The organism is Flaviaesturariibacter aridisoli (assembly GCF_004343705.1).
Lineage (GTDB): Bacteria > Bacteroidota > Bacteroidia > Chitinophagales > Chitinophagaceae > Flavisolibacter > Flavisolibacter aridisoli.
Map to the genome: position 1 here is coordinate 15,813 of NZ_SKFH01000030.1, position 20,302 is coordinate 36,114.

Consider the following 20,302-nt stretch of genomic DNA (forward strand, 5'->3'; position numbering starts at 1 on the left):
ACGATCAGTTTTTGAGCGAAGCGCAGAGCGCCTCGTATTCGGAAAGCAGGTATTCGATCTCCGTCCAGCCGGCCGATTGCGCATGGCTGCTGACGGTTGCTTGCGTCACATGCAGGGTTGCGGCGGCCTCGGTTTGCGTGCGCCCCGACAGCAGCTCGAATACGACGGAAGCCTGCTTGGCGGTCAGTTGGCGGAACAGCCGGTCGGCATAAGCGGCCAGGAGCCGTAGCGCCGTGTTGTGCTCTTCCACGGCGCTCACAATGGCCAGGCGCCGCTCCTCGCCGAGGTTGTCGAACGCGCGACCTGAGAGCACAAAAGCTTCGTCGGAAGCGGTTGCCAGCCGGCCGGCGGCGCCAGCCACCCGACCGAGCCCAATGCTGCAGCGTACGTCGTGCGAGATGCCAAGCCCCCGCGCGAGGCTGCGCGCCTGCAACGCGGCGCGTAGGGCTTCGCCCGGTTTCGCGATCAGTGCCTGGAAGGAGTCGCCGCGGTAAAACTCGAGGCGTTGCTTGTCGAAGATTACCTCCAGCGTGCGCCGCAGTTCCGACGACTGGTCGGGCGGTAGTTGCGTGGAATTGACGATGTCGGCGGTGAGAACGGCTGCGGTCATAAAAGTCTTATAGATCAAAAAGGCTATAAAAAGGCAATATAGGTTTTTTTGTCTATAATCTGAACCTATAGACAATAGCGTCTATACTCCGTATTTTCGGCCATGCCTGTTTCCAGCTTGTCCCAACAACGACTGACTTCCTTACACCTGCTCCAAAGCGTTGCGTCCGGACCGGCTGAGCTTGTCAGCAGCCTGGCAGCGCTGCAGGCGCAGGACTATGCGATGTCGCTCTGGGCCGTGGGAAGGCGTACCGGGAACACGCGTGCGCAGGTCGAAGCCGCACTGGATGCGGGTCAGATCATCCGCACCCATCTCCTGCGGCCGACCTGGCACTTAGTGGCCGCCGCGGACCTTCGCTGGCTCCTTCGCCTCAGCGGGCCGGTAGTGTTGCGCGCCATTACTGCTACAGGGCGACAGTTTGGCCTGGAAGCAACACAAGTGCGCCGGGCTGCGAACATTTTTGAACGGGAACTGGCCGGCAACGCGCTCACCCGCGAGGAGCTGCGCATCCACCTCACGGCGGCCCGTATTTCTACGGACGAACACCGGATGGCTCACCTTCTGATGCACGCCGAGCTGGAAGGGTTGATCTGCAGCGGCCCGCGCCGCGGGCGCCTCGGCACCTACATGCTGCTCGACGAGCGGGTGCCCGATGGAACGATCCGCTTTGGAGCCGATGAGGCCTTAGCCGAGCTGGCGCGCCGTTTCTTCAAAACGCGCGGCCCGGCATCGGCGGCCGATTTCCAGTGGTGGAGCGGGCTACCCGCCGCATCAGTGCGCAAGGCCCTCCTATTCCTGGAAAAGGAGCTCGAACCATGGCCGGGCGGCAGTACCCCGCTTTACTGGATGCCCGCAGCGCCATTGCCGGCGTCCGCCCCGCTCCTGCTTCCTGCTTTCGACGAGTTTCTGATCTCCTACCGCGATCGCAGTGCCCAGCTCGACGACGCCCACCGCTCCCTGGCGCTGACGGTAAACGGCATTTTCCGGCCGGTGGTCGTGGCCGATGGGCAGGTACGGGGCACCTGGAAGGCAGGCACCGGCCGAAGCGGTACGCAAGTAACCGTTCAATGGTTTCCGGGTGCGAAGCCGCCTGGCCAGCGGGCCCTGGCGGCGGCGCTTAAAGCCTACGCCGGTTTTCTCGAAAGACCCGTGGCGCTCATTCCATAAAAAAGCCCCTCGTCGATGACGAGGGGCTTTTTATTTTCCAGAAGTAGCTTACAGCTTGATGAAGTTGCGCTGCACTACCGTGTTCCTGCGCTCGTCTACGAGCTGGATCACGTAGTTGCCGGGGCGCAGGTCAGCCACGTTGACCGTGTTGTTGCTGCTGAAGCCGCGCACCGTTTTCACCGGGTTGCCGTTCACGTCCAGCACACGCAAGGTTACCGAGTTGCTGCCTTTGTAGCTCACGCGCACCTGGCTGCGGGCCGGGTTGGGCGAGGTTACCATATCAGGGCTGGCGGGATGCTCGGTCTCCGTGGTCACAGCTGCCGGGCGGTTGCGGCCCGTAGCGTTGTCGCCGGTGGTGCCTGTAGCGGTCGTGCGGCAGGCGTTCACGTTATAGGCGAAGCCGATAGGACCGCTGGTGCAGCCGAAGCTGTTGGTCACACGTACCAGGATGTTGGCAGTGCCTACGTTGGGCGTGAAGCTCGGGATGTTGCCGGAGCCGGAAGCTGCCAGGCCAATGCCCGTGTTGTTGTTGAGCCAGGTGTAGGTCATGCCCGTATTGGAGCCCGTGCTGTTGGTGAAGCTAATCGGAGCCGTAGCGCCGGCGCTCTGGCAAACAGCCTGGTTGCCTACGGGGTTAACCGTTGCCGAAGGATATACGCGGATGCGGAACACCATTGTGCGGCCAACGCAGGTAGTGCCGGACTTGGTGATGCTGGCCGTTACGCGGATGAAGGCGTCGATCGGGGCGTTCGTGTTGTTCGTCACCATGAAGGGCGCGATGTCACCGTTGCCACTGGCAGCGAGGCCGATGGCGGGGTTGTCGTTGGTCCAGGTGATGGAAGCACCCGGCTCGTTGGCCGAGATGAAGTTTAACGGGGCCGTCATGCTGCCGTTGCAGAGGGCCATGTTGGGCATGGCATTCAGTACGGGTGTTTCGATGATGGTTACCTGCGTTTGCACCAGCACGTTACCGCAGCTCGGTGTATTCACTGTGTAGCTTACATTGTAGTTGCCGGCAGTGCTGGAAGCCAGGTCGATAGCGCCGGTGCTGGCGTTGATCGCAAGACCCGCGGGAGCCGAGAAGGTGCCGCCTGTTTGACCGGTGATGGTCGGGAACAGGGTACCCACCGTCCCGTTGCAATAGCTGGCGCTGGCGTAACTGATGGCAGCCGATGCGTTGTTGATCGTAATCGTCGTGCTGTTAATGAACGAGCAGCCACCGGCGTTGCCGTACGTGTAGAATACGGTGTAAGTGCCAGGCGTGCTCAGCGACGTATTCACGTTACCGGAAACGGGGCTGATGCTCAGTCCGGGTGCGCTGGCTGTAAAGGTGCCGCCCGTGGGGCCGGTGAAAGTCGGCGACACCGAGCCTACGGGGCAATAGGGCGTACCGGCGTAGGAGAAGGAGGCTGTGCCGGCGGGGCTGGGGTTTACCGTGATGGTGAAGGTAGTGGGGTTGCCGGAGCAACGGGCGCCGCTGTTGTAGTAGGGCGTCACCGTAACGGTAGCTACCATGGGCGCGCCGCTGGCGTTGAGGGCGGTAAACGAAGGAATCACATCCTGGCCCGACTTGGGCATACCGATCATCGGGTTGTCGCTGGTCCACACATAGCGAACACCAGGGCCGGTGGTCGGTCCGGTGATCGTGAAAGGAGCCGTCGTCTCACCGCTGCAAAAGGTCATGTTGCTGATCGTATTGACCGCGGGGACCGGGTTTACGGTGATGGCGAAACGCGTCGGCCGGCTGGTACAGGAAACGCCGTTTTCCGTATACGTAGCGTATACGGCGATGTTGGCGCGCTGCGGCTGGTCGGTGCTGTTGGTAGCGGTGAACTCGCCGATGTTGCCCGTGCCGGATGCCGGCAGGCCGATCGACGGGTTGTCGTTGGTCCAGGTGAACGTAGCACCCGGCATGTTGCTCGCGAAAACGTTCGGTGTCACCTGGGTGCCCGAGCAGATGGCGTAGTTAGGCAGCGCCGTTACGGTAGCCCGGGGCATAATGGTCACGTCAGTGGTGGCATCTACCGCGGGGCAGGAACCGGCTGCCGGGATCATGTAGTGCACCGTGTAGGTTCCTACGCTGGAGGCGGCGGGATCGATCTCGCCGCTCATCGGGTTGAGGCGCAGACCGGCGCTCGAGCTAAAGGTACCACCGGGCGTTCCGCTCATCATGGCAATGTGGCGGCCGTCGGAACCACAGATCGAGGACTGGTCATACGAGATGCTGGCGGAGGCGCATCCCTGTCCGTTTGCAGTTTGGGTCACAGCCAAACAACACGAAAAAGCAAGCAGTCCCAGGAAGCGGCTCCTGGAAGCTTTCATAAACCGGGTAACTGCGTAACGAGTGTTCATATGAATCTATTTGAGTTAAGAATGAACGTGGGGGGATATGAAAATGACCCCGGGAACTCCGGAGTCGGAACAGGCAAGTAGGGACACAGGGAAGCAGGGTAGGTCATACAGAAGGAAGTCACCGACTTTTGGGGGTTGTAGTCAGGTGGCTTTCGTAGGAGGTTGGATGGTAACGGTCCCGCGTATGTGGAAGTACCAGGTGCACGTTTCCGGGTGGGGTTGTATGCAATTCGGGGACCAGCAGAGCCGGCTTGCGGCGCCAGCTCAACCGTATAAACACGGTAGGCGCGTCCGTCCCGCCAGCAGTGCTTTCCAGCGGCTGAGCTTTCCAGGTCCTGCATCGAGGTACCGGGCACAATTATGCCCCGATTTTCTTTGCCGTAGCACGAACAGACCGGCGAAAAGCCTCCTTCCTGTGGATGACGTTCCCCAGTTTTGTTTTTGCCTACCTTCCCGCAAAATCCTACGGAGGCATGAACGTAAAGATCGAAGAAAGCTGGAAGGAAGTACTGGCGCCTGAATTCCGCCAACCCTATTTTAAACAGGTGGTGGAGCACCTCAAAACCGAGCGTACGCAGGGCAAAACGATTTACCCAGCCGGCCAGCAGATCTTCCACGCTTTTGATGCAACGCCGTTTGCGGAAGTGAAAGTGGTCATCCTGGGGCAGGACCCCTACCACGGTCCGAAGCAGGCCCACGGACTCAGTTTCAGCGTGCAGCAGGGCGTTCCCGCGCCGCCGTCGCTGGTCAACATCTTCAAAGAATTGCACGAGGATGTCGGCGCCCCCATCCCACGCCACGGCAACCTGGAGCATTGGGCGCAGCAGGGTGTTTTGCTGCTCAACGCCTCGCTCACAGTGCGCGCGCACGAGCCCATGAGCCACGGCAAGATCGGCTGGCACCACTTTACCGATGCCGTTATCCGCACCGTATCGGAAGGCCGCCCCCACGTCGTGTTCATCCTGTGGGGTAAGTTTGCGCAGCAAAAAGAAGCGCTGATCGATACCAGGAAGCATCTCGTGCTCAAATCGGCCCACCCCTCTCCCCTGTCGGCCAGCAACGGTTTCTTCGGCAGCAGGCCCTTTTCCAAAACCAATGAATGGCTCATGAAGCACGGTGAGCACCCGATCGATTGGGCGGTATGACTGTTGGTTCTGCCCAATTACCTCTGTATCCCTATGTCCGAGATGCTGGAATCCGCGATAACCAGATTCCCTATTTTATCTTAGCGCCATGTCCGTCATAAAAAATGTTTTGGGCCGCGTGTTCGCGTTGTGGGCGGCCCTGGTCTTTTGCGTCACGCTGCTGATCGTGCTGCTCCCGCTCTGGGCGCTGGGATTCGTGGCGGAGCCGCGCCGCTCGCAGTTGATGCAGCCCATCTTCCGCGGCTGGATGGCCATATTCTTTACGCTGTCGGGGGTGCGCCGCAGCTACCGCGGCCGCCAGCATTTTAAAAAAGGCGAGAACTACGTGGTCGTTTGCAACCACCGCTCCTACCTTGACCCGCCGCTGTCTACGCCGGGGATCATCGGCGGCAACAAAACGATCGCCAAGCACGAGATGGTCAAGATCCCGCTGTTCGGTATCATTTATCGCCGCGGCAGCGTGCTGGTGAACCGCAAAAGCGAGGAAAGCCGCAAGCAATCCTATGTGCGCATGCGCGACGTGCTGCTGCGACTCCGCCTGCATATGTGCATCTACCCAGAGGGCACGCGCAACCGCGGCTCCGAGCCGCTGACGCGCTTCCACGACGGTGCCTTCCGCCTCGCTGTGGAAACCGGCAAGCCGGTCATTCCCGCCCTTCTTTTCAACAGCGATAAAGTGCTCCCCAACGACAAGGGATTTTTCTTCTGGCCGCAGCGCGTGGCGATGCATTTCCTCGCCCCCGTTTCTCCCTCCGGTAAAACCACCGAGCAACTCCGCGACGAAGTGTTCGCCATCATGAACACCTATTACAAGGAAACGAAAATTTGAACAAGAAGAACGCTGACCTCGAAGCCAAAGTTTAGAAGTCCGTGAAATACCGCGTGCGGTTCACTTTCAGGTTCTGCAGGATGCCCGATTTGGGGCTGATGCTGATGCTGAAATAGCGCTGCTGCCCGAGCGGCGACAGGCCGATGGACATTTGCCAGCAATGCAGGTCGCGGTTGATCGATAGGTTCAGTGCCTGCAGTTTCATCGTGTTCAGGTCGTAATAGCCGTAGGTACTAAAGTTCCATTTTTCCGTCAGGCTGAAGGAGCTGTGGAAGTTGAGGCCGGAGTTGAGCTCCGAGCGGACCTTGAAATCTTTTTCAAAACGACGCGAGATGCCCAGGGCGAAGTCGAGGCCCAGGTCATACGGAATGTTGAAGTCGACAAACTCCGAGGGATTACGGCGCATGTAATCGGCGAGCCGGGCCTGGTCGGCCAGCAGCGTCGGGTCGGAAATGCGGTTGTTGTTGTTGGCCGACGTGACGGTGTTGGTCTTCGACGGGTCGCGGGGCTCGCTGCGGAACTGGGTGGACAGCGATACAGACAAGTTCTCCAGGCGGCCGATACCGAAGCCGCTTTTCCAGGCGTATGTTTCTGTTTCGCGGCCATTCTCGTCTACGCCGTACGGCGAGAGATTGCCCTGCACGTTGAGGTTCACTTTGTCAAACAGCGTGCTCCGCAGGTGCACTTCGATGTTGCCCAATTTCTTGATATCCGCGAGGAAGTTGTAGCTCAATGAAAAGCCGAAGCCGTCGATCAGGTGGATCTTTTTGATGGCGTTGTCGCCCGTGTCTTTTTTGGAGCGCCACTTTCCTTCGAGCACGTTTTCCACGCCGAAGCTCATACCGCCAAATTCACCATTTTGATAGTATTGAACACCGTTGTTGTAAAAAGAAGCGGCCTGGAAAATATTATAATTCGTGATGGTGCCCAGCGAGTCGCTCTGGAAGTTGCGGTAATAGCTCCGTGCAAGGTTGGGTGTGTAGTTGATCGCGAACGTGGGACGGATCGTGTGGCGGATGGCCATGAGCCGCGAGTGGCGGAACTGGAAGGTGCCGAAGATGCTCGTGTTCACGCCCAGGCCGAAACTGGCGAAGCTGGCGGTGTACAGGCCTTTCTCCGTCACCGTGTCCACCTTGTTCTTGCCGGGGTTCCAGTTGTAAAACGTACGGGCGCGCATCCATTGCTGGCTGAAGTTGATGCCCGGCGTTACCATCACGGGACCAAGCGCCGGCAGGCTTACGGAGAGCGGCACCGAATGCGAGGCGCCCCAGCTGGCCGAGTCGAGGATGCGCGGGATGTTGAAGTTGGTGTCGAGGAACGACAAGCGGTTGCGGAAGGATCCGTTGTAGCTCACGCCCAGCTTTTCGTACCAGCGTGCCGCGCCTACTACCTCGCGCCGCTGCAGCGGGTAAATCGTATTGACGTTGAAATTCGCGTCGGGCAGCGACAGGTCGATGCGGCGCGTTTCGGCGTTTTGGTTGTGGTTGGCCGACAGCGTCAGCTGGTAGGGTTTGTCCTGCCAGTTTTTCGAATAGGTGATCGACGAGTTGAGCTGGTTATTGAGGTTGTTCCGGAGGTTGCCCTGCTGCAGCTTGTTGTACTGCGTGGATCCCGCATTCACGTTGGCCGAGAAGGTTACCCCGGGACGCGCCTTCGCATTGGTGGCGTGGCGCCACTGGATGTTGAAGGTCTTGCTGGAGCTGTAATCGGGATCGCCGCGGAAGTTCTGCTTGTAGGTCAGGAAGCTCAGGTTGAACCCGCCCTCGAAGCGGTAACGTTTGCGGTAGTTCACCACCGAGCTGGCATTCCAGCCGCCATAACTATAGATGCTGCCACGGGCCAGCACATCCCAGTAGTCGTTCAGCACCTGGTAATAGCCCAGTCCTTCCAGGCCGATGCCCTGGGTTTCGGTAGCCACGAACTGTGGCGCGATGAGCCCCGAGTGGCGTCCCTTGCTGAGCGGGTAATAACCGAAGGGCAGGTAAATGGGAATCGGCACTCCTTCGAACTCGGGGTGCATCGGCCCGGACACGGCCACCTTATTGTTGATGATCTTCAGCTTATTCGCTCGGAAAGCGAAGTGCGGCTCGTCGAGGTCGCAGGTGGTGAAGCGGCCTCCACGTATATATACGGTGTTGGAATCGACCTTTTTCGACACTTCGGCGTGAATGAACATCTCGCTTTGCTGCGTGATGGTATTGGCCAGTAGACCCTTCTGTGATTTGAAGTTGTAGCGGATCGTGTCGCTCTGGAATTTGTTGTCGCCTTCCTGCATTCGTGCACGGGTCAGCGTCTCGCCAAGGCTGTCCTTTTCGCCGGTGGCCACCAGGACGTTGGACTTCTGGTCCAGCTCCACGCGGGGCGCATCGAGGGTGACGTTCTTATACGTTGTGTGGGTCTTGCCGTAGAGGACGATCTTCTTCTCCGGTACCATGATAACGGCGCTGTCCTCGGCCTCGTAATTCACGGGCGCATCGAGGCTGTCTTTCGACATCTTTAATTGAAAGGTATCGGTGCGCGGTGCGCGGCGGGTTGAATCGCCCGTGGTGTCGGCACCGGGGCGGGCTGGAAAGACGGGAACGCGGCGGGCTGTGGAATCACCCGGCTTGCTGGTGTCGGCTGTTAGAACGGTGTTAATCTGTGCGCCGGGTACACCGTTGGCCCTGATGCCCCACGTTAAAACACAAAACAATGCGAATAGTGCCGGTACCGGATAGCGTTTTTTTAAACTAAATTTGTGCGGACCGATCATATAAGACGAACAAAAGTAGCCTTTTAGGAATTAAACGATATGTGAAGATTCCTGTAACAGAAAGTGAAAATCCACTATGCTAAAGAAAACGTTCACCGTCCTCTGCTGCGCCCTTTTCGGCCTTGCGCTGATGGCCTTGCGCAAGCCCCAACCTGTGAAAACTGTCGTCATCGATGCCGGCCACGGCGTGATGCCAAGCGGGGGTTATAATGGTGCCCGCGGCTCCTATTCCTACGAAGACGATATCTGTTACGCCATCGCCAAAAAGCTGGTGGCCCAGATCCATAAAGACCACCCCGAGGTACGCGTTGTCGAAACCCGCCCCACGCGCAACATCACCAACCTGCACGAGCGTGCCGACATCGCTAACCGCGAAAAGGGAGACCTCTTCATCTCCATCCACGTCAACGCTATGGACCCCATCCGTAAGCGTGAGCTCGTCGGCTACGAAACGGAGACCTATTATACCGGCAAGGGTAAAAAGAAAAAAAAGCATACCCGTAAGGTACCCCAGTACCGCACGTACAGCATTCCTTCAGCCGCCAAGGGCACCCAGACCTATATCTGGGGGGCACACAAGTCGGGCCAGAAAGAGCTGGCAGTACGGGAAAACGCCCAGATTCAGACGGAAACCAACCAGGCTGCCTATGGTGATGTAGACGTAAACTCCCCGGAGTTCATGGCCATTGCCGCGGTGCAGACCAAGCAATACTGGATGCGCTCTTCCCGCATGGCCGACTTCGTCGAATCGGAGTTTGCGCGGGTGGGCCGCGTCAGCCAGGGCTCCTACCAGCGCCAGGTGGGCATCTGGGTGCTGCAGGCGACGAACATGCCGAGCGTGCTCGTGGAAACCGGTTTTATCACCAACAAGCAGGAAGAAGATTACCTCAACAGCGAATCGGGCCAGCAGGAAGTGGCCGAGTGCCTATCCCGCGCGATGGGCAACTACATGAGCTGGGTGGATAAGAACGGCAAGGGCTCGAAGAGCACTACCGCGCTGCCGGCTACCGATGCCGCATCGACCGCCGCCTTCCTCGAAAACATCGAAAAGCAGGAACAGGCCGCCCGCCACGGTCGCTAAACCCGGGTGGCACTGTTTTTTAAGCCTTGCTGTGGCAGCACAGCCATTTTAAGCCGCGTAGCCGTTTTTGTCGTTATTTTGGCGGCGAATGACCGCTGCGCGGATTCGTAAACAACAAGGCATGAAGATCACTAATGAAGCCAAGGTGGGCATACTCGCGATTGGGGCCATCCTGGCGCTGGTAATAGGCTTTAATTTTCTGAAAGGCAAAAAGTTATTCGGCAAAAGCCCGACCATCTACGCGGTCTTCAACAACCTCGGTGCGTTGCAGAAATCCAACGAGGTCAAGATTGCCGGCTACGGCGTCGGCACCGTGTACAATTTTACACCTTCCGACAAAGAGATCAGCAGCATCATCGTCGAGATCCACCTCAAGGAAGAATTCCACATTCCCAAGAACTCCACCGCCTTTATCGACGGCTCGCCCCTCGGCGCGTCGTACATCACCATCGCCAAAGGAAACTCCAACGAATTCCTGCAGATGGGCGACACCATCGCCACCAACCAGAGCGGCGGCCTCCTGGCCGACATCAAGCAGCAGGTGCGCCCCACCATCGAAAAGGTCAACATGACCCTCGATTCGCTGCGCCAGACCATCGGCAACCTCAACTCGATCTTCGACCCCCGCACGAATAACAATCTTCAGTCGCTCATCGCCAACCTGGCCACGGCGTCCAACAACCTGCTCCGCCTCACCGATGCGCAGACCGGCGCACTGGCCGCCACGCTGGGCAACCTGAACTCGGTTACGGGTAACCTCGCCCGCAATAACGAAGCGGTGACGCATTCGGTGCGCAACATCGAAACGCTTACCGGCAACCTGGCCAATGCCCACGTAAAAGAACTGGTGGGTGCGCTCGAAGCTACTGTGAACGAACTGAAAGGCGCAGCCGAAGGGCTGAAAGGCAGCATCAACAAGATCCAGGACCCGAGCGGCTCACTGGGTGCGCTCATGACCGACCGCAAGTTATACGACCAGCTGAATAAGGCGGCCCTGTCGCTGGAGATTCTCCTCGACGACGTGCGCGTTCACCCCAAACGCTACGTTAATGTTTCCGTATTCGGGGGCAAAACGAAAACCGACGCGCTAACTTCACCGGCACTAAAGGATACCATTCCGCTCAAGCAGTGATGAAGCGCCTCCTCCTTCTTTTTCTTCTGATCTACAGCGCCCTCATCGGCGACGCACAGGTGATACCGGCGCCCCCGGCGACCGGCGGCGACAGCACGCAGCCTGTGCTCATCCTGCCCGGAACCCAGCGCCAGCGCTACTTCCGCCTCGACGACGGCACCGAGCTCCAGGTGCTCGCGGGCACCGTAGGACTACGGCAAGGCAACACGCTTTTTTACTGCGATTCGCTCGTGCTGAACAGCGTCACGAAAATCTTCGAGGCGTACGGCCACGTGCACATCATCGACGACACCACGCAGATCTACTCCGACTACCTGCGCTACCATACCGACATCCGGATGGCCTACCTGCAACGCAACGTGCGCCTCACCGACCGCCGCAGCACCGTTACCACTAACGAGCTCGAGTACGATGTAGCCACCAAGATCGCGACCTATAAGAATGGTGGCCGCGTCACCATCGGCAAGTCGGTGCTCACCAGCGAGGAAGGCGTTTATAACCAGGATACGAAAGACATTTTCTTCCGCCGCAAAGTGGAGCTAAAAGACCCCGGCACTTACCTGCGCACCGACTCGATGATCTACAACACGCAGACAAAGCTGACGCAGCTCATCACCGAGACCTATATCCGCGACAGCAGTGGCCGCGTGATCCGCACCCGCGAAGGCACCTACGACATGGTGACGCGGCAGGCCACCTTCACCCAGCGTACCTCCATCGATGACAAATGCCTCCGCGTAGTGGGCGACCGCATTGCCAACGACGACGCCACCGGCACCGTGCAGATCGAAGGCAACGCCGTGCTGATTGATACCTGCCAGGGAGTAAATATCCTCGCCAACCGCATTTTCGCCAACAAGCGCACTGAAGCCTACCTGGCCACGAAAAAGCCGCTGATGATCATCCGGCAAGACAAGGATTCCATCTTTGTTTCCGCTGATACGCTGTACTCGGCGCGCCTCTCCGATCTCGTGAAGTCGGCGCCTGTGCGCGCGGTGGATTCGTCGGTAGCAGTGCCTGACTCTATGGTCGCCCTGCGCGACACGCTGGCACTTAAAGACAGCAGCAAGACAGCTGTGGCGGTGACGCCCGTAAAGGGCAAAGCGCCTGCCCGACCGAAGACGCCAGCGCGCACGCTGAAGACACCACCGCCGGCCAAAGACAGTACGGACCGTTACTTCGAGGCCTACCGCAACGTGCGGATCTTTTCGGATTCGCTGCAGGCCGTGGGCGACAGCATGTTTTATTCGTTCAGGGATTCCGTATTCCGCCTGTTCAAAGACCCCGTCGCCTGGAACAAGAAGAACCAGGTCAGCGGCGATACGATCTACCTGTACACAAAGAATAAAAAGGCAGACCGCATCCGGGTATTCAACCACAGTTTCGTGGCTACCGAAGTGGCGCCGGGTGTGTACAACCAGATCAAGTCCACGCGCCTCGACGGCTGGTTCTTTGACGGAAACATCGATTCGGTGCGGTGCCGCGGCTTTGCCGAGTCCATCTACTTTATGCAGGACGACGACAGTGCCTTCACCGGCGTCAACCAAACGAGCGCCGATATCCTCGACGTGCGCTTCCTGAAGGGCGACCTGCACCGCGTCATCTACCGCAGCGCCGTGAAAGGCACGCTGTGGCCTATCCGCCAGAAAAACCCGCTGGAAATGCGGCTGCCCGGCTTCGGCTGGTTCGACAACCGGAGGCCTAAGTCAAAATACGATCTCTTCCAATGACCCCACCCCGGCAGCGCTTCGCGCGCATCCATCGTTGCGCTCGGATGTCCGAAGGGGGGGCAGGTAGCACATTCCTTGTGGTCCTGAAGTTTACTTATTTCCTTACTGCGTAAAAAGCCCGAATGCCAAAAGCATTCGGGCTTTGCATTCCACATTCCGGGGATTTGCTTTGCAGCGATATTTGCGTCGAACCGGTTACCAATTAACACATAGACCGATAAACTAATTAACCAGTCTACTAGCCGAAGAACAGGTAGCACAGTGCGATCGACGTTAAAATGCCCACCAGGTCGGCCAGGAGCATGAGCCCCACCGAGTAGCGGCTGTTGCGGATGCCGACAGAGCCAAAATACACCGCCACCACGTAGAAGGTTGTGTCGGAAGAGCCCTGCAGGATGCAGGCAAGCCGGCCGGCAAAGGAATCGGCACCGAAGGTCTTCATCGTATCGAGCATCATGCCGCGGGCGCCTGAGCCGCTGAGCGGCTTGATGAGCGCCGTGGGCAGCCCGTCTACAAAGCGGGTATCGGCGCCCAGGCCGGCAAAGAGGCTTTTGATGCCGTTGATCAGGATGTCGAAGCAGCCGCTGGTGCGCAGCATGCTTATGGCCACGAGCATGCCTACGATATATGGAATTATGCGCACGGCGATGTCGAAGCCGCCCTTCGCACCTTCTACAAACGCGTCGAACACATCGATCTTTTTATATACGCCGCCCAGCACCACCGCGATGATGATGGCCAGGATGAGGCCGTTGCTCAGGAGCCCGGAAAAGGTATCGGCACTGTCTTTATCAAGCCCGTGCACGTAAGCCACCAGCGCCCCGATAACGGCGGCGATGCCCAGCACCCACAGCAGCACTACGGGGTGCAGCAGGTTGATCCGCTGCTTCAGCGATACCAGCAGCAGGGCTGCCAGCGTGGCCGTGGCGGTGGCCACCATACAGGGAAGGAAGATGTCGGTGGGCGTTTGCGCACCGAGCCCGGCGCGAAAGGCGATGATGGTAGTCGGGATCAGCGTAAGCCCCGAGGCGTGGAGGCAGAGAAACATGATCTGCGCGTTCGACGCCCGCGTTTTGTCGGGGTTGAGCTCCTGCAGGCTTTCCATGGCCTTCAGGCCGAAGGGCGTCGCCGCGTTGTCGAGGTTGAGCAGGTTGGCCGAGAAGTTCATCATCATATGCCCGATGGCTGGGTGACCCCGCGGTACGTCGGGGAAGACGCGCGAAAAGAAAGGGCCGATAAGGCGCGACAGGAAGCGGATGCCACCGGCCTTTTCAGCGATCGACAGGATGCCCATGAAAAGGGCCATGACGCCGATAAGCGGCAGGATAATGTTCATCACCGCGCTTTTGGCCGTTTCCACGATGCCGTCCGACTTGCGCTCCAGCCGGCTCTGGATGCCGGTGAAGGTGTATACCTTAAGTTCCGGGTTTTGGGCCTGCAGCAGGCGCACCGAGTCCGAATTCAGATTGTCCGTCAGCACTACCGTGGCGGCGCCGGCCGAGTCGCGGCGCGTATAGCCGTATTCCCGCAGCAGGTCGAAGTATTTGGCCGACAGGCGCTGGCTTTGCGGCGAGCCTACGGCCACGTAGGCTACGCTGTCGTAGGCGTCGGACGACTTTCCGGTGACCATCCGGTTGAAGATGGTGCTGTCGCCCCGCAGCGCGCGGAAGCCCGCCACGAGCACGGCGATGATGATAAATGCCGACCAGATCCTGCTTAGGGCCATAGGGGGAGCGTTTGTGCCGGGAAGATACCGGAAGATGGCAGATTTCAGAATCCGGATTTCAGATTTGAACGATAGTATCCTCGCGCCGACAAACTGAATGGGCTATCTTTGCGGGCCGATTTCGGGTAGGTTCCGAATTCTGAAATCCGAAATCAGACATCTTCAAATTCTCTCCTTATGGCATTACAAGCAGGCATCGTGGGGCTTCCCAACGTAGGTAAATCCACTCTTTTCAACGCCGTGAGCAACTCGGCGAAGGCGCAGGCGTCCAACTACCGCTTTTGCACCATCGATCCCAATGTGGGCCTGGTCGACGTACCCGATACGCGCCTGAGCAAGCTGGCCGAGCTGGTGCAGCCCAACCGCGTGGTGCCCACGCAGATCGAGATCGTGGATATTGCCGGCCTCGTGCGCGGTGCCTCCAAAGGGGAAGGCCTTGGTAACAAGTTCCTCGGCAACATCCGCGAGGTGGACGCCATCATTCACGTGATCCGCTGTTTTGAAGACGAGAACGTACTTCGCGAAGAAGGCGCCATCAACCCGATCTCCGACAAGGAGATCATCGATACCGAGCTGCAGCTGAAAGACCTCGAGAGCGTGGAAAAGAAGATCCAACGCACCGAGAAGCTGGCCAAGACCGACCCGAAGATGAAGGCTGAGCTGGAAGTGCTGCTCCGCTGCAAAGCCCACCTGGAGCAGGGGCGCAGTATCCGCGAGTTGGACATCGCCAAAGAGGAAATGGCCGCTATCGCCGACCTGTTCCTGCTCACCATCAAACCGGTGCTGTACGTTGCCAACGTCGACGAGCCTTCGATGCACACGGGCAACAAGTTTTCCGAAGCGCTGCGCGAGGCTGTCAGGAACGAAAACGCCGAGGTGATTATCATGAACAATTCCATCGAGGCCCAGATCTCCGAAATGGAGGCCCCGGAAGACAAGCAGCTGTTCATGGAAGAGTATGGCATGACCGAGCCCGCCCTCGACCGCCTTATCCGCTCCGCCTACAAGCTCCTGAAGCTCTATACCTACTTCACCGCCGGTGTGCAGGAAGTGCGTGCCTGGACGATCCAGGAAGGCTGGAAAGCGCCCCAGGCGGCCAGCGTCATCCACACCGATTTTGAAAAAGGCTTTATCAAGGCCGAGGTGATCGCCTACGACGACTTTGTCAAATATGGCTCCGAAGCCGCCTGCCGCGAAGCCGGACGCCTCCGCATCGAGGGAAAGGAATACATCGTCAAGGACGGCGACGTGATGCACTTCCGCTTCAACGTGTAAGGGGCCATTCGTTTATTGGTCTGTTGGTAACCGTTACGGTACCGGTCTTTCGTCATAACTAACTTACCCTAGAATCGGCCGTACCAATAAACTAATAGACCAATACACCAAACTGGGCAGGAATTCCCCAAATCGTCCATCTGTGACCGGGGCATCTCTACCGGCCGCGCTTTAGGCTACCGTGGCCCGTGAATTTTATAAATAGCGGTAACCTAACGCGGCAGGCAACCGTCCGAATTTTGAGTGTTGTCAATCAAAATAAGTAACCTGCCGCAACGGGCGCCCGACCAGGGCGCCCTTTTTTGGCCCTGTTTGCCTGCCCAACAACGCAACGCTACCCGGGCTGCCCTCCCGCAGCGCCGTAACTTTGCCGCATGACCGATACGCCCGCCACTATTGTGCTTGCCGATTACACACCTGCCTATGCGCCCGCTTTTCGCGCGCTCAACGAGGAATGGATCAGCCGGTACTTCCGGATGGAGGAAGAAGATTACAAAGCTCTGGAGCATCCGCAAGAAAAGATCCTGGCTCCCGGCGGCGCCATCGTGGTGGCCCTGCTCCGCAACGAGCCGGTCGGTGTTTGCGCATTGGTTCGCCACCCCGACGGCAGCTGGGAACTCGCCAAGATGGCCGTAGCACCGCACGCCCAGGGCCTCGGCATCGGGCGCCTGCTTGGCGAGCGGGTCCTCGCTATCGCCCGCGGGCGGGGCGCCGGAACGGTTTTCCTCGAAAGCAATACGATCCTCGCGCCCGCCATGGCCCTGTACCCGAAGCTTGGCTTCCGCGAAGTGCCCCACCGCTCCTCCCCTTACCAGCGCAGCAACATCCGCATGGAGGTATCCTTACGGTAACTGCCTGCCGGTGATGGCAAGGAATACCCGGTAAATACGTGCTCACAAGTCGCCGCGTAGCTGAAACCCATAGACCGATAAACGAATAGACGAATAACCACTCCTTAGAACAGTGCGCGGAGGCTAGCCCTCCCGATGTGCACCGTATTGGACGCTCCCGCCTTGCGCCCTTCATATTGCAGGTTCACTTCGATATTCCGGAAAAGGCGCTTCGTGAAGTCGGCCGACCACAGGAAATTGCGGCCGGGAAGAAGGCCTTCGAGCATGATGTAGCTCACGGTGCTGTTGGGTGCGAAGGGGTAATCGATATTGCTGTACGTAAAGCGGGTGCTCACCGAAGCGTTCTGCAGCACGCTGTATTTCGAATCCAGGTTCAGCGAATGAGCCGTGGAGCGCTCGCCGCCGTACCCGTTTTCGTTGCGGCGCAGGTCCAGCTTGTAGCCCGCCTGTACCCGAAAGGTGCTGCCTCGCAGGTAAACGAGCTGCGGCTCGGTGCTTTGCCCGCTGATTGCGTAGTTGCGGTTGTTGAAGCTGGGGGTAAACAGGCTGTTGCTTCCCAATTTCGTATTGAGATTGACGGTAAACGAAGGACTCAGGTTCCACCGCAGCTTCAGCAGCCAGTCGTTGAGCCGGCGGCTTTCGTAGCCGTAGGTGAGCAGCGATTTGCCGGTGTTTTGCAGGTTGCTCAGGTCGAGGCCCCACTTCTGTGAAAAGCGATTGAACGAAAGGGTGTTGTTAAGCGATGTGGCCGCCGTGATGAGCGCTGTATCCTGCAGGCTGTATTTAAAAGGATTGAAATCGACGTCGCCTTTCGCTATGCCCTTCTTGGTTTTTTGCAGGGCCGTTTGCCAGGTGAAGCGCTTGATGAAGCGGCCGCGGTCCGAGCCCGGGTACAGGTTGCGGGGCGTAAACTGGAACGAGTAGTTCAGCGTCGTGTAGTTGGCTTTCAGGAAGTCGGTGGTCGGAATAAAGATCCGGATCCACTTCGCCTGGTCGGGAAACTGTGCCGGCTCGAATTCATTAAGCTGCTGAATGCCGTCGCCGTTGTAGTCGTTCCAGGCGAACTCACCCTTTCCGGGCGGCACTTCGTAATACGTGATGTCGCGGCGCTGCTCCTGCCCCGCGCCCACTTCATACAGCAGGTTGCCCGTAACGAAGCCGCGCAGCTCATTCACCTGGTACTCCACACGGCCGAGGAAGGTGCGGTCCTTCTGCTGGCGCGACACCTTATTGTTGAACACATCCAGCTGGCGGTAGGTGGCGTTGAAGATCACCTGGTGGTGCTCGTTTGCCAGCAGCTCGGCTCCAAAGCTGGTATTATAGCTCCGGTCGCCCCGCACCAGGCCTTTTTCAAACGGGTATTTATCCGAGCGGGTAAAAAAGGTCAGCGTATAGCGGTTGCGCCGCGCTTCGTCCGTCTTCAGGTAGGCGGTCCATTGTTCGAAGGAGAAGCTGGTCGCCGTAACCGTATCCAGCGCCTTGTTGCGCACCTCATTGTCTTCGAGGCTGTAGCGCAGGCCCAGCTTCACGTTGCGCAACGACTCCAGCGTGCGGCTCACGTCGATCACGGGACGCAGGAAGCGGCCTTTGTCCCGGCTGTTGCGGAAGGCCGTCACGGCCAGCTCGTTGGCAAAGGTCCAGCCGCCCAATACGAAGCCGTGCTGAATGATCTGCTGCAGGCCCTGGTAGTCCGTATTTCTACGGTACGACATCAGCTGGTAGCTGAAGGAGTGCTTGCGGTTGTCCTGCAGCGCAGCCGACAGGCGGGCGATGGTTTCGTCGGCGGGCACGGCCACAGCTTCCAGCGGCAGCCCCCATTCGCGGGAAAACTCCACGTAGCGCAGCCGCTCCAGCGGGCGGAACTGTGCCTGCTCGTGCTCGAAGTCCACCGTGGTCGTGAGCTCCAGGCCGCGGGCTTTCGACAGACGCGCGCGGTTGGTATACTGCAGGCGGCCGGCGAAGCCGCGGTCGTCGGCGGCGTCGCGCATGGAGAAGGTGTTCGCGCTGTAGTTGCTCATGCCCATTTCGGCATGCAGTGTATTGCGGTCGTTGAAGCGGTAGTCGGCGGCCATGCTGACCACCTGCTGCTTCTTTGGCGTCACAAGGCGCACGACGGGCTCGAAGGAGCCCTGGCGGAGGCTGTTCACCGGCGCCACGTATTTATACACCTTGCCGTTCGCACCGTTGAAGTCGGGCACGTAGTTGCCGCGGCCGGCGCCGACATCGGTAAACGACAACGAGTAGCGCGCGTTGATCGAGTCGGTGGAATACCGGTAAAAGGAATCGGGCACCGTTCCGCCGGTCACGTACACTTTTTCATACAGGATCCGGTTGCGAGCAAAGGAGTCGAACACAATATTGGGATAAAATGCCTGGTCGATGCTGTCGCCTATGTTCGCCAGGAAGCGGCGCTGCGGCTCGTCGATGGTCTGGTTGATCGAGGAGTTCTTCGCATCCGCATTCTGAAAGGCGCCGATCTTCAGCGACAGCTTCGGACCCAGGTCGAGCGTCTGGAACGCATAAAGGTTCGAGTTGAGAAAGTTGCGGTCGGCGTATTCAAACTCGATCTGGATCCGCGAGTCTTTCGAAATAAGGTGCTTGGGCGTGAAGGTCACCTCGGCCGTATTGTAATTGATCACGTAGTCCTGGTCCTCCCCCCGTTGCAGCAGCACGCCGTCGAGAAATACGCGCTCCGAGTTGGCCAGCACGATGAAGAAGTACTCATTGTTGGCGCCGTGTAGCCGGAAGGGGCCCTGGTTGCCTTCCAGCTGCAGGTCGGGGCGGGAGACGGCGTCGATGATGTTCCGGAAAAACTTGCCCTTGGCGATGGAGCAACTTACAAGCGTGGACCCCTTGCTGCCGCCGCCGAGGCCGTAATTTGTTTGAAAGGTGACCCCCTGCAGGCGCTTGTAGAAGTTGAGGAAATACAGGTTGTTCTGCCGAAGGTCGATATCGCCCAGGTTGAGTTTCCAGTTCTTCTTGCTGAATTGCAGGAACACCTGGTCGAACTCGTTGAGTTGCTGGGTGGTGCCGTCGGGTTGGATGGGCATGTTGTTGTCGGTAATGGCGGCGGCGATCTCGATGGAATCGGCCAGCATACCGGAAAGCTGCAGGTTAAAGTTGGAGTTGACCACGGCGTCCTGCGCGTTACCGAAGGCGATGCCCCGCCCAAAAGAACCGTTGTACTGCAGGTTGCCGAAGTTGAATAGCCCGCGGCTGCTCGCGGGATCCTTGCCGTCGTCGGGCTCAAAGGGCCGCAGGTAGGAAAAAAGCCGGATGCTGTCGTAGCGCATGCGCTGTGCTACGGCGCCCAGGCGGAAGGGAAACACACGGTAGCGGACCCTTACGCTGTCACCGGCAGGCCGCTGCTTCCAGCGCAGGAGGCCGCGGGCCGGATCGACGGTAAAGAGGGAGTCGGGCACCCCCTCCACCTGCACCGTGCCGGGCACGAGGCTGAGGCTGTCGAGCTGCAGGGAGTCCGTCCGCAGGGCCAGCGTCTTTACCCGCCCGTTCGACCCGGGCAGCTGCGCGCCAGCACGCACGGCGGCGGTCAGCAACAGGAACAACAGCATTATCCGGGAAAGGAAGGGCAACAGGTGGGCAGTTTAAGCCCGGTAAAATTCCGACTTTTAAACGAGGAATAGGCCTGCAT

At 59.0% G+C, this 20,302-nt stretch carries 13 protein-coding genes; 8 read left to right on the forward strand and 5 right to left on the reverse strand.

What is annotated here, in order from left to right; translation table 11 throughout:
* Positions 1-4 precede the first annotated feature (4 nt).
* Complete coding sequence (locus tag E0486_RS14725) at positions 5-610, reverse strand: hypothetical protein (RefSeq protein WP_131853117.1); 606 nt, start codon at positions 608-610, stop codon at positions 5-7.
* A 102-nt stretch (positions 611-712) separates the two neighbouring features.
* On the opposite strand from E0486_RS14725, the gene E0486_RS14730 reads away from it, so the two are divergent.
* Positions 713-1,777, forward strand: coding sequence for a winged helix DNA-binding domain-containing protein (locus tag E0486_RS14730; protein WP_131853119.1), 1,065 nt, complete (start codon positions 713-715; stop codon positions 1,775-1,777).
* A 48-nt stretch (positions 1,778-1,825) separates the two neighbouring features.
* Here E0486_RS14730 and E0486_RS14735 read toward each other — a convergent pair whose 3' ends face one another.
* Positions 1,826-4,042, reverse strand: a complete 2,217-nt coding sequence (locus tag E0486_RS14735; RefSeq protein WP_165917354.1) for a T9SS type A sorting domain-containing protein — start codon at positions 4,040-4,042, stop codon at positions 1,826-1,828.
* Between the two features lie 560 nt (positions 4,043-4,602).
* Between E0486_RS14735 and ung the strand changes: the two genes are divergently transcribed.
* Both ung and E0486_RS14745 read left to right on the forward strand, forming a co-directional pair.
* Positions 4,603-5,274, forward strand: a complete 672-nt coding sequence (gene ung / locus E0486_RS14740) for a uracil-DNA glycosylase (protein ID WP_131853123.1) — start codon at positions 4,603-4,605, stop codon at positions 5,272-5,274.
* Positions 5,275-5,362: 88 nt separating this feature from the next.
* Positions 5,363-6,103, forward strand: a complete 741-nt coding sequence (locus tag E0486_RS14745) for a lysophospholipid acyltransferase family protein (protein ID WP_131853125.1) — start codon at positions 5,363-5,365, stop codon at positions 6,101-6,103.
* 31 nt (positions 6,104-6,134) lie between these two features.
* Here the strand turns inward: E0486_RS14745 and E0486_RS14750 are convergent, their stop codons facing one another.
* On the reverse strand, positions 6,135-8,597 hold the full coding sequence (locus E0486_RS14750; RefSeq protein ID WP_131853127.1) for a putative LPS assembly protein LptD: 2,463 nt from the start codon (positions 8,595-8,597) through the stop codon (positions 6,135-6,137).
* A 334-nt stretch (positions 8,598-8,931) separates the two neighbouring features.
* Between E0486_RS14750 and E0486_RS14755 the strand changes: the two genes are divergently transcribed.
* From E0486_RS14755 to E0486_RS14765, 3 genes are all read left to right on the forward strand, one after another.
* Positions 8,932-9,936, forward strand: coding sequence for an N-acetylmuramoyl-L-alanine amidase family protein (locus E0486_RS14755; protein ID WP_131853129.1), 1,005 nt, complete (start codon positions 8,932-8,934; stop codon positions 9,934-9,936).
* Between the two features lie 121 nt (positions 9,937-10,057).
* Positions 10,058-11,068 (forward strand): MlaD family protein, encoded by a 1,011-nt coding sequence (locus tag E0486_RS14760; protein ID WP_165917355.1) that lies wholly within the window; start codon positions 10,058-10,060, stop codon positions 11,066-11,068.
* On the forward strand, positions 11,068-12,798 hold the full coding sequence (locus E0486_RS14765) for an OstA-like protein (protein ID WP_131853133.1): 1,731 nt from the start codon (positions 11,068-11,070) through the stop codon (positions 12,796-12,798). The genes E0486_RS14760 and E0486_RS14765 overlap by 1 nt, the downstream gene beginning before the upstream one ends.
* A gap of 238 nt (positions 12,799-13,036) precedes the next feature.
* On the opposite strand, the gene E0486_RS14770 is transcribed toward E0486_RS14765, so the two are convergent.
* Positions 13,037-14,524 (reverse strand): nucleoside recognition domain-containing protein, encoded by a 1,488-nt coding sequence (locus E0486_RS14770; RefSeq protein WP_131853135.1) that lies wholly within the window; start codon positions 14,522-14,524, stop codon positions 13,037-13,039.
* Positions 14,525-14,701: 177 nt separating this feature from the next.
* Between E0486_RS14770 and ychF the strand changes: the two genes are divergently transcribed.
* Positions 14,702-15,799 (forward strand): redox-regulated ATPase YchF, encoded by a 1,098-nt coding sequence (gene ychF, locus E0486_RS14775; RefSeq protein ID WP_131853137.1) that lies wholly within the window; start codon positions 14,702-14,704, stop codon positions 15,797-15,799.
* 374 nt (positions 15,800-16,173) lie between these two features.
* Entirely contained in the window at positions 16,174-16,650 is a 477-nt protein-coding gene (locus tag E0486_RS14780) for a GNAT family N-acetyltransferase (protein ID WP_131853139.1), read from the forward strand.
* 104 nt (positions 16,651-16,754) lie between these two features.
* Here the strand turns inward: E0486_RS14780 and E0486_RS14785 are convergent, their stop codons facing one another.
* Positions 16,755-20,243 carry a hypothetical protein gene (locus E0486_RS14785; RefSeq protein WP_243697452.1) on the reverse strand — a complete coding sequence of 1,163 codons (3,489 nt, stop codon included), beginning with the start codon at positions 20,241-20,243 and terminating at the stop codon, positions 16,755-16,757.
* Positions 20,244-20,302 lie beyond the last annotated feature (59 nt).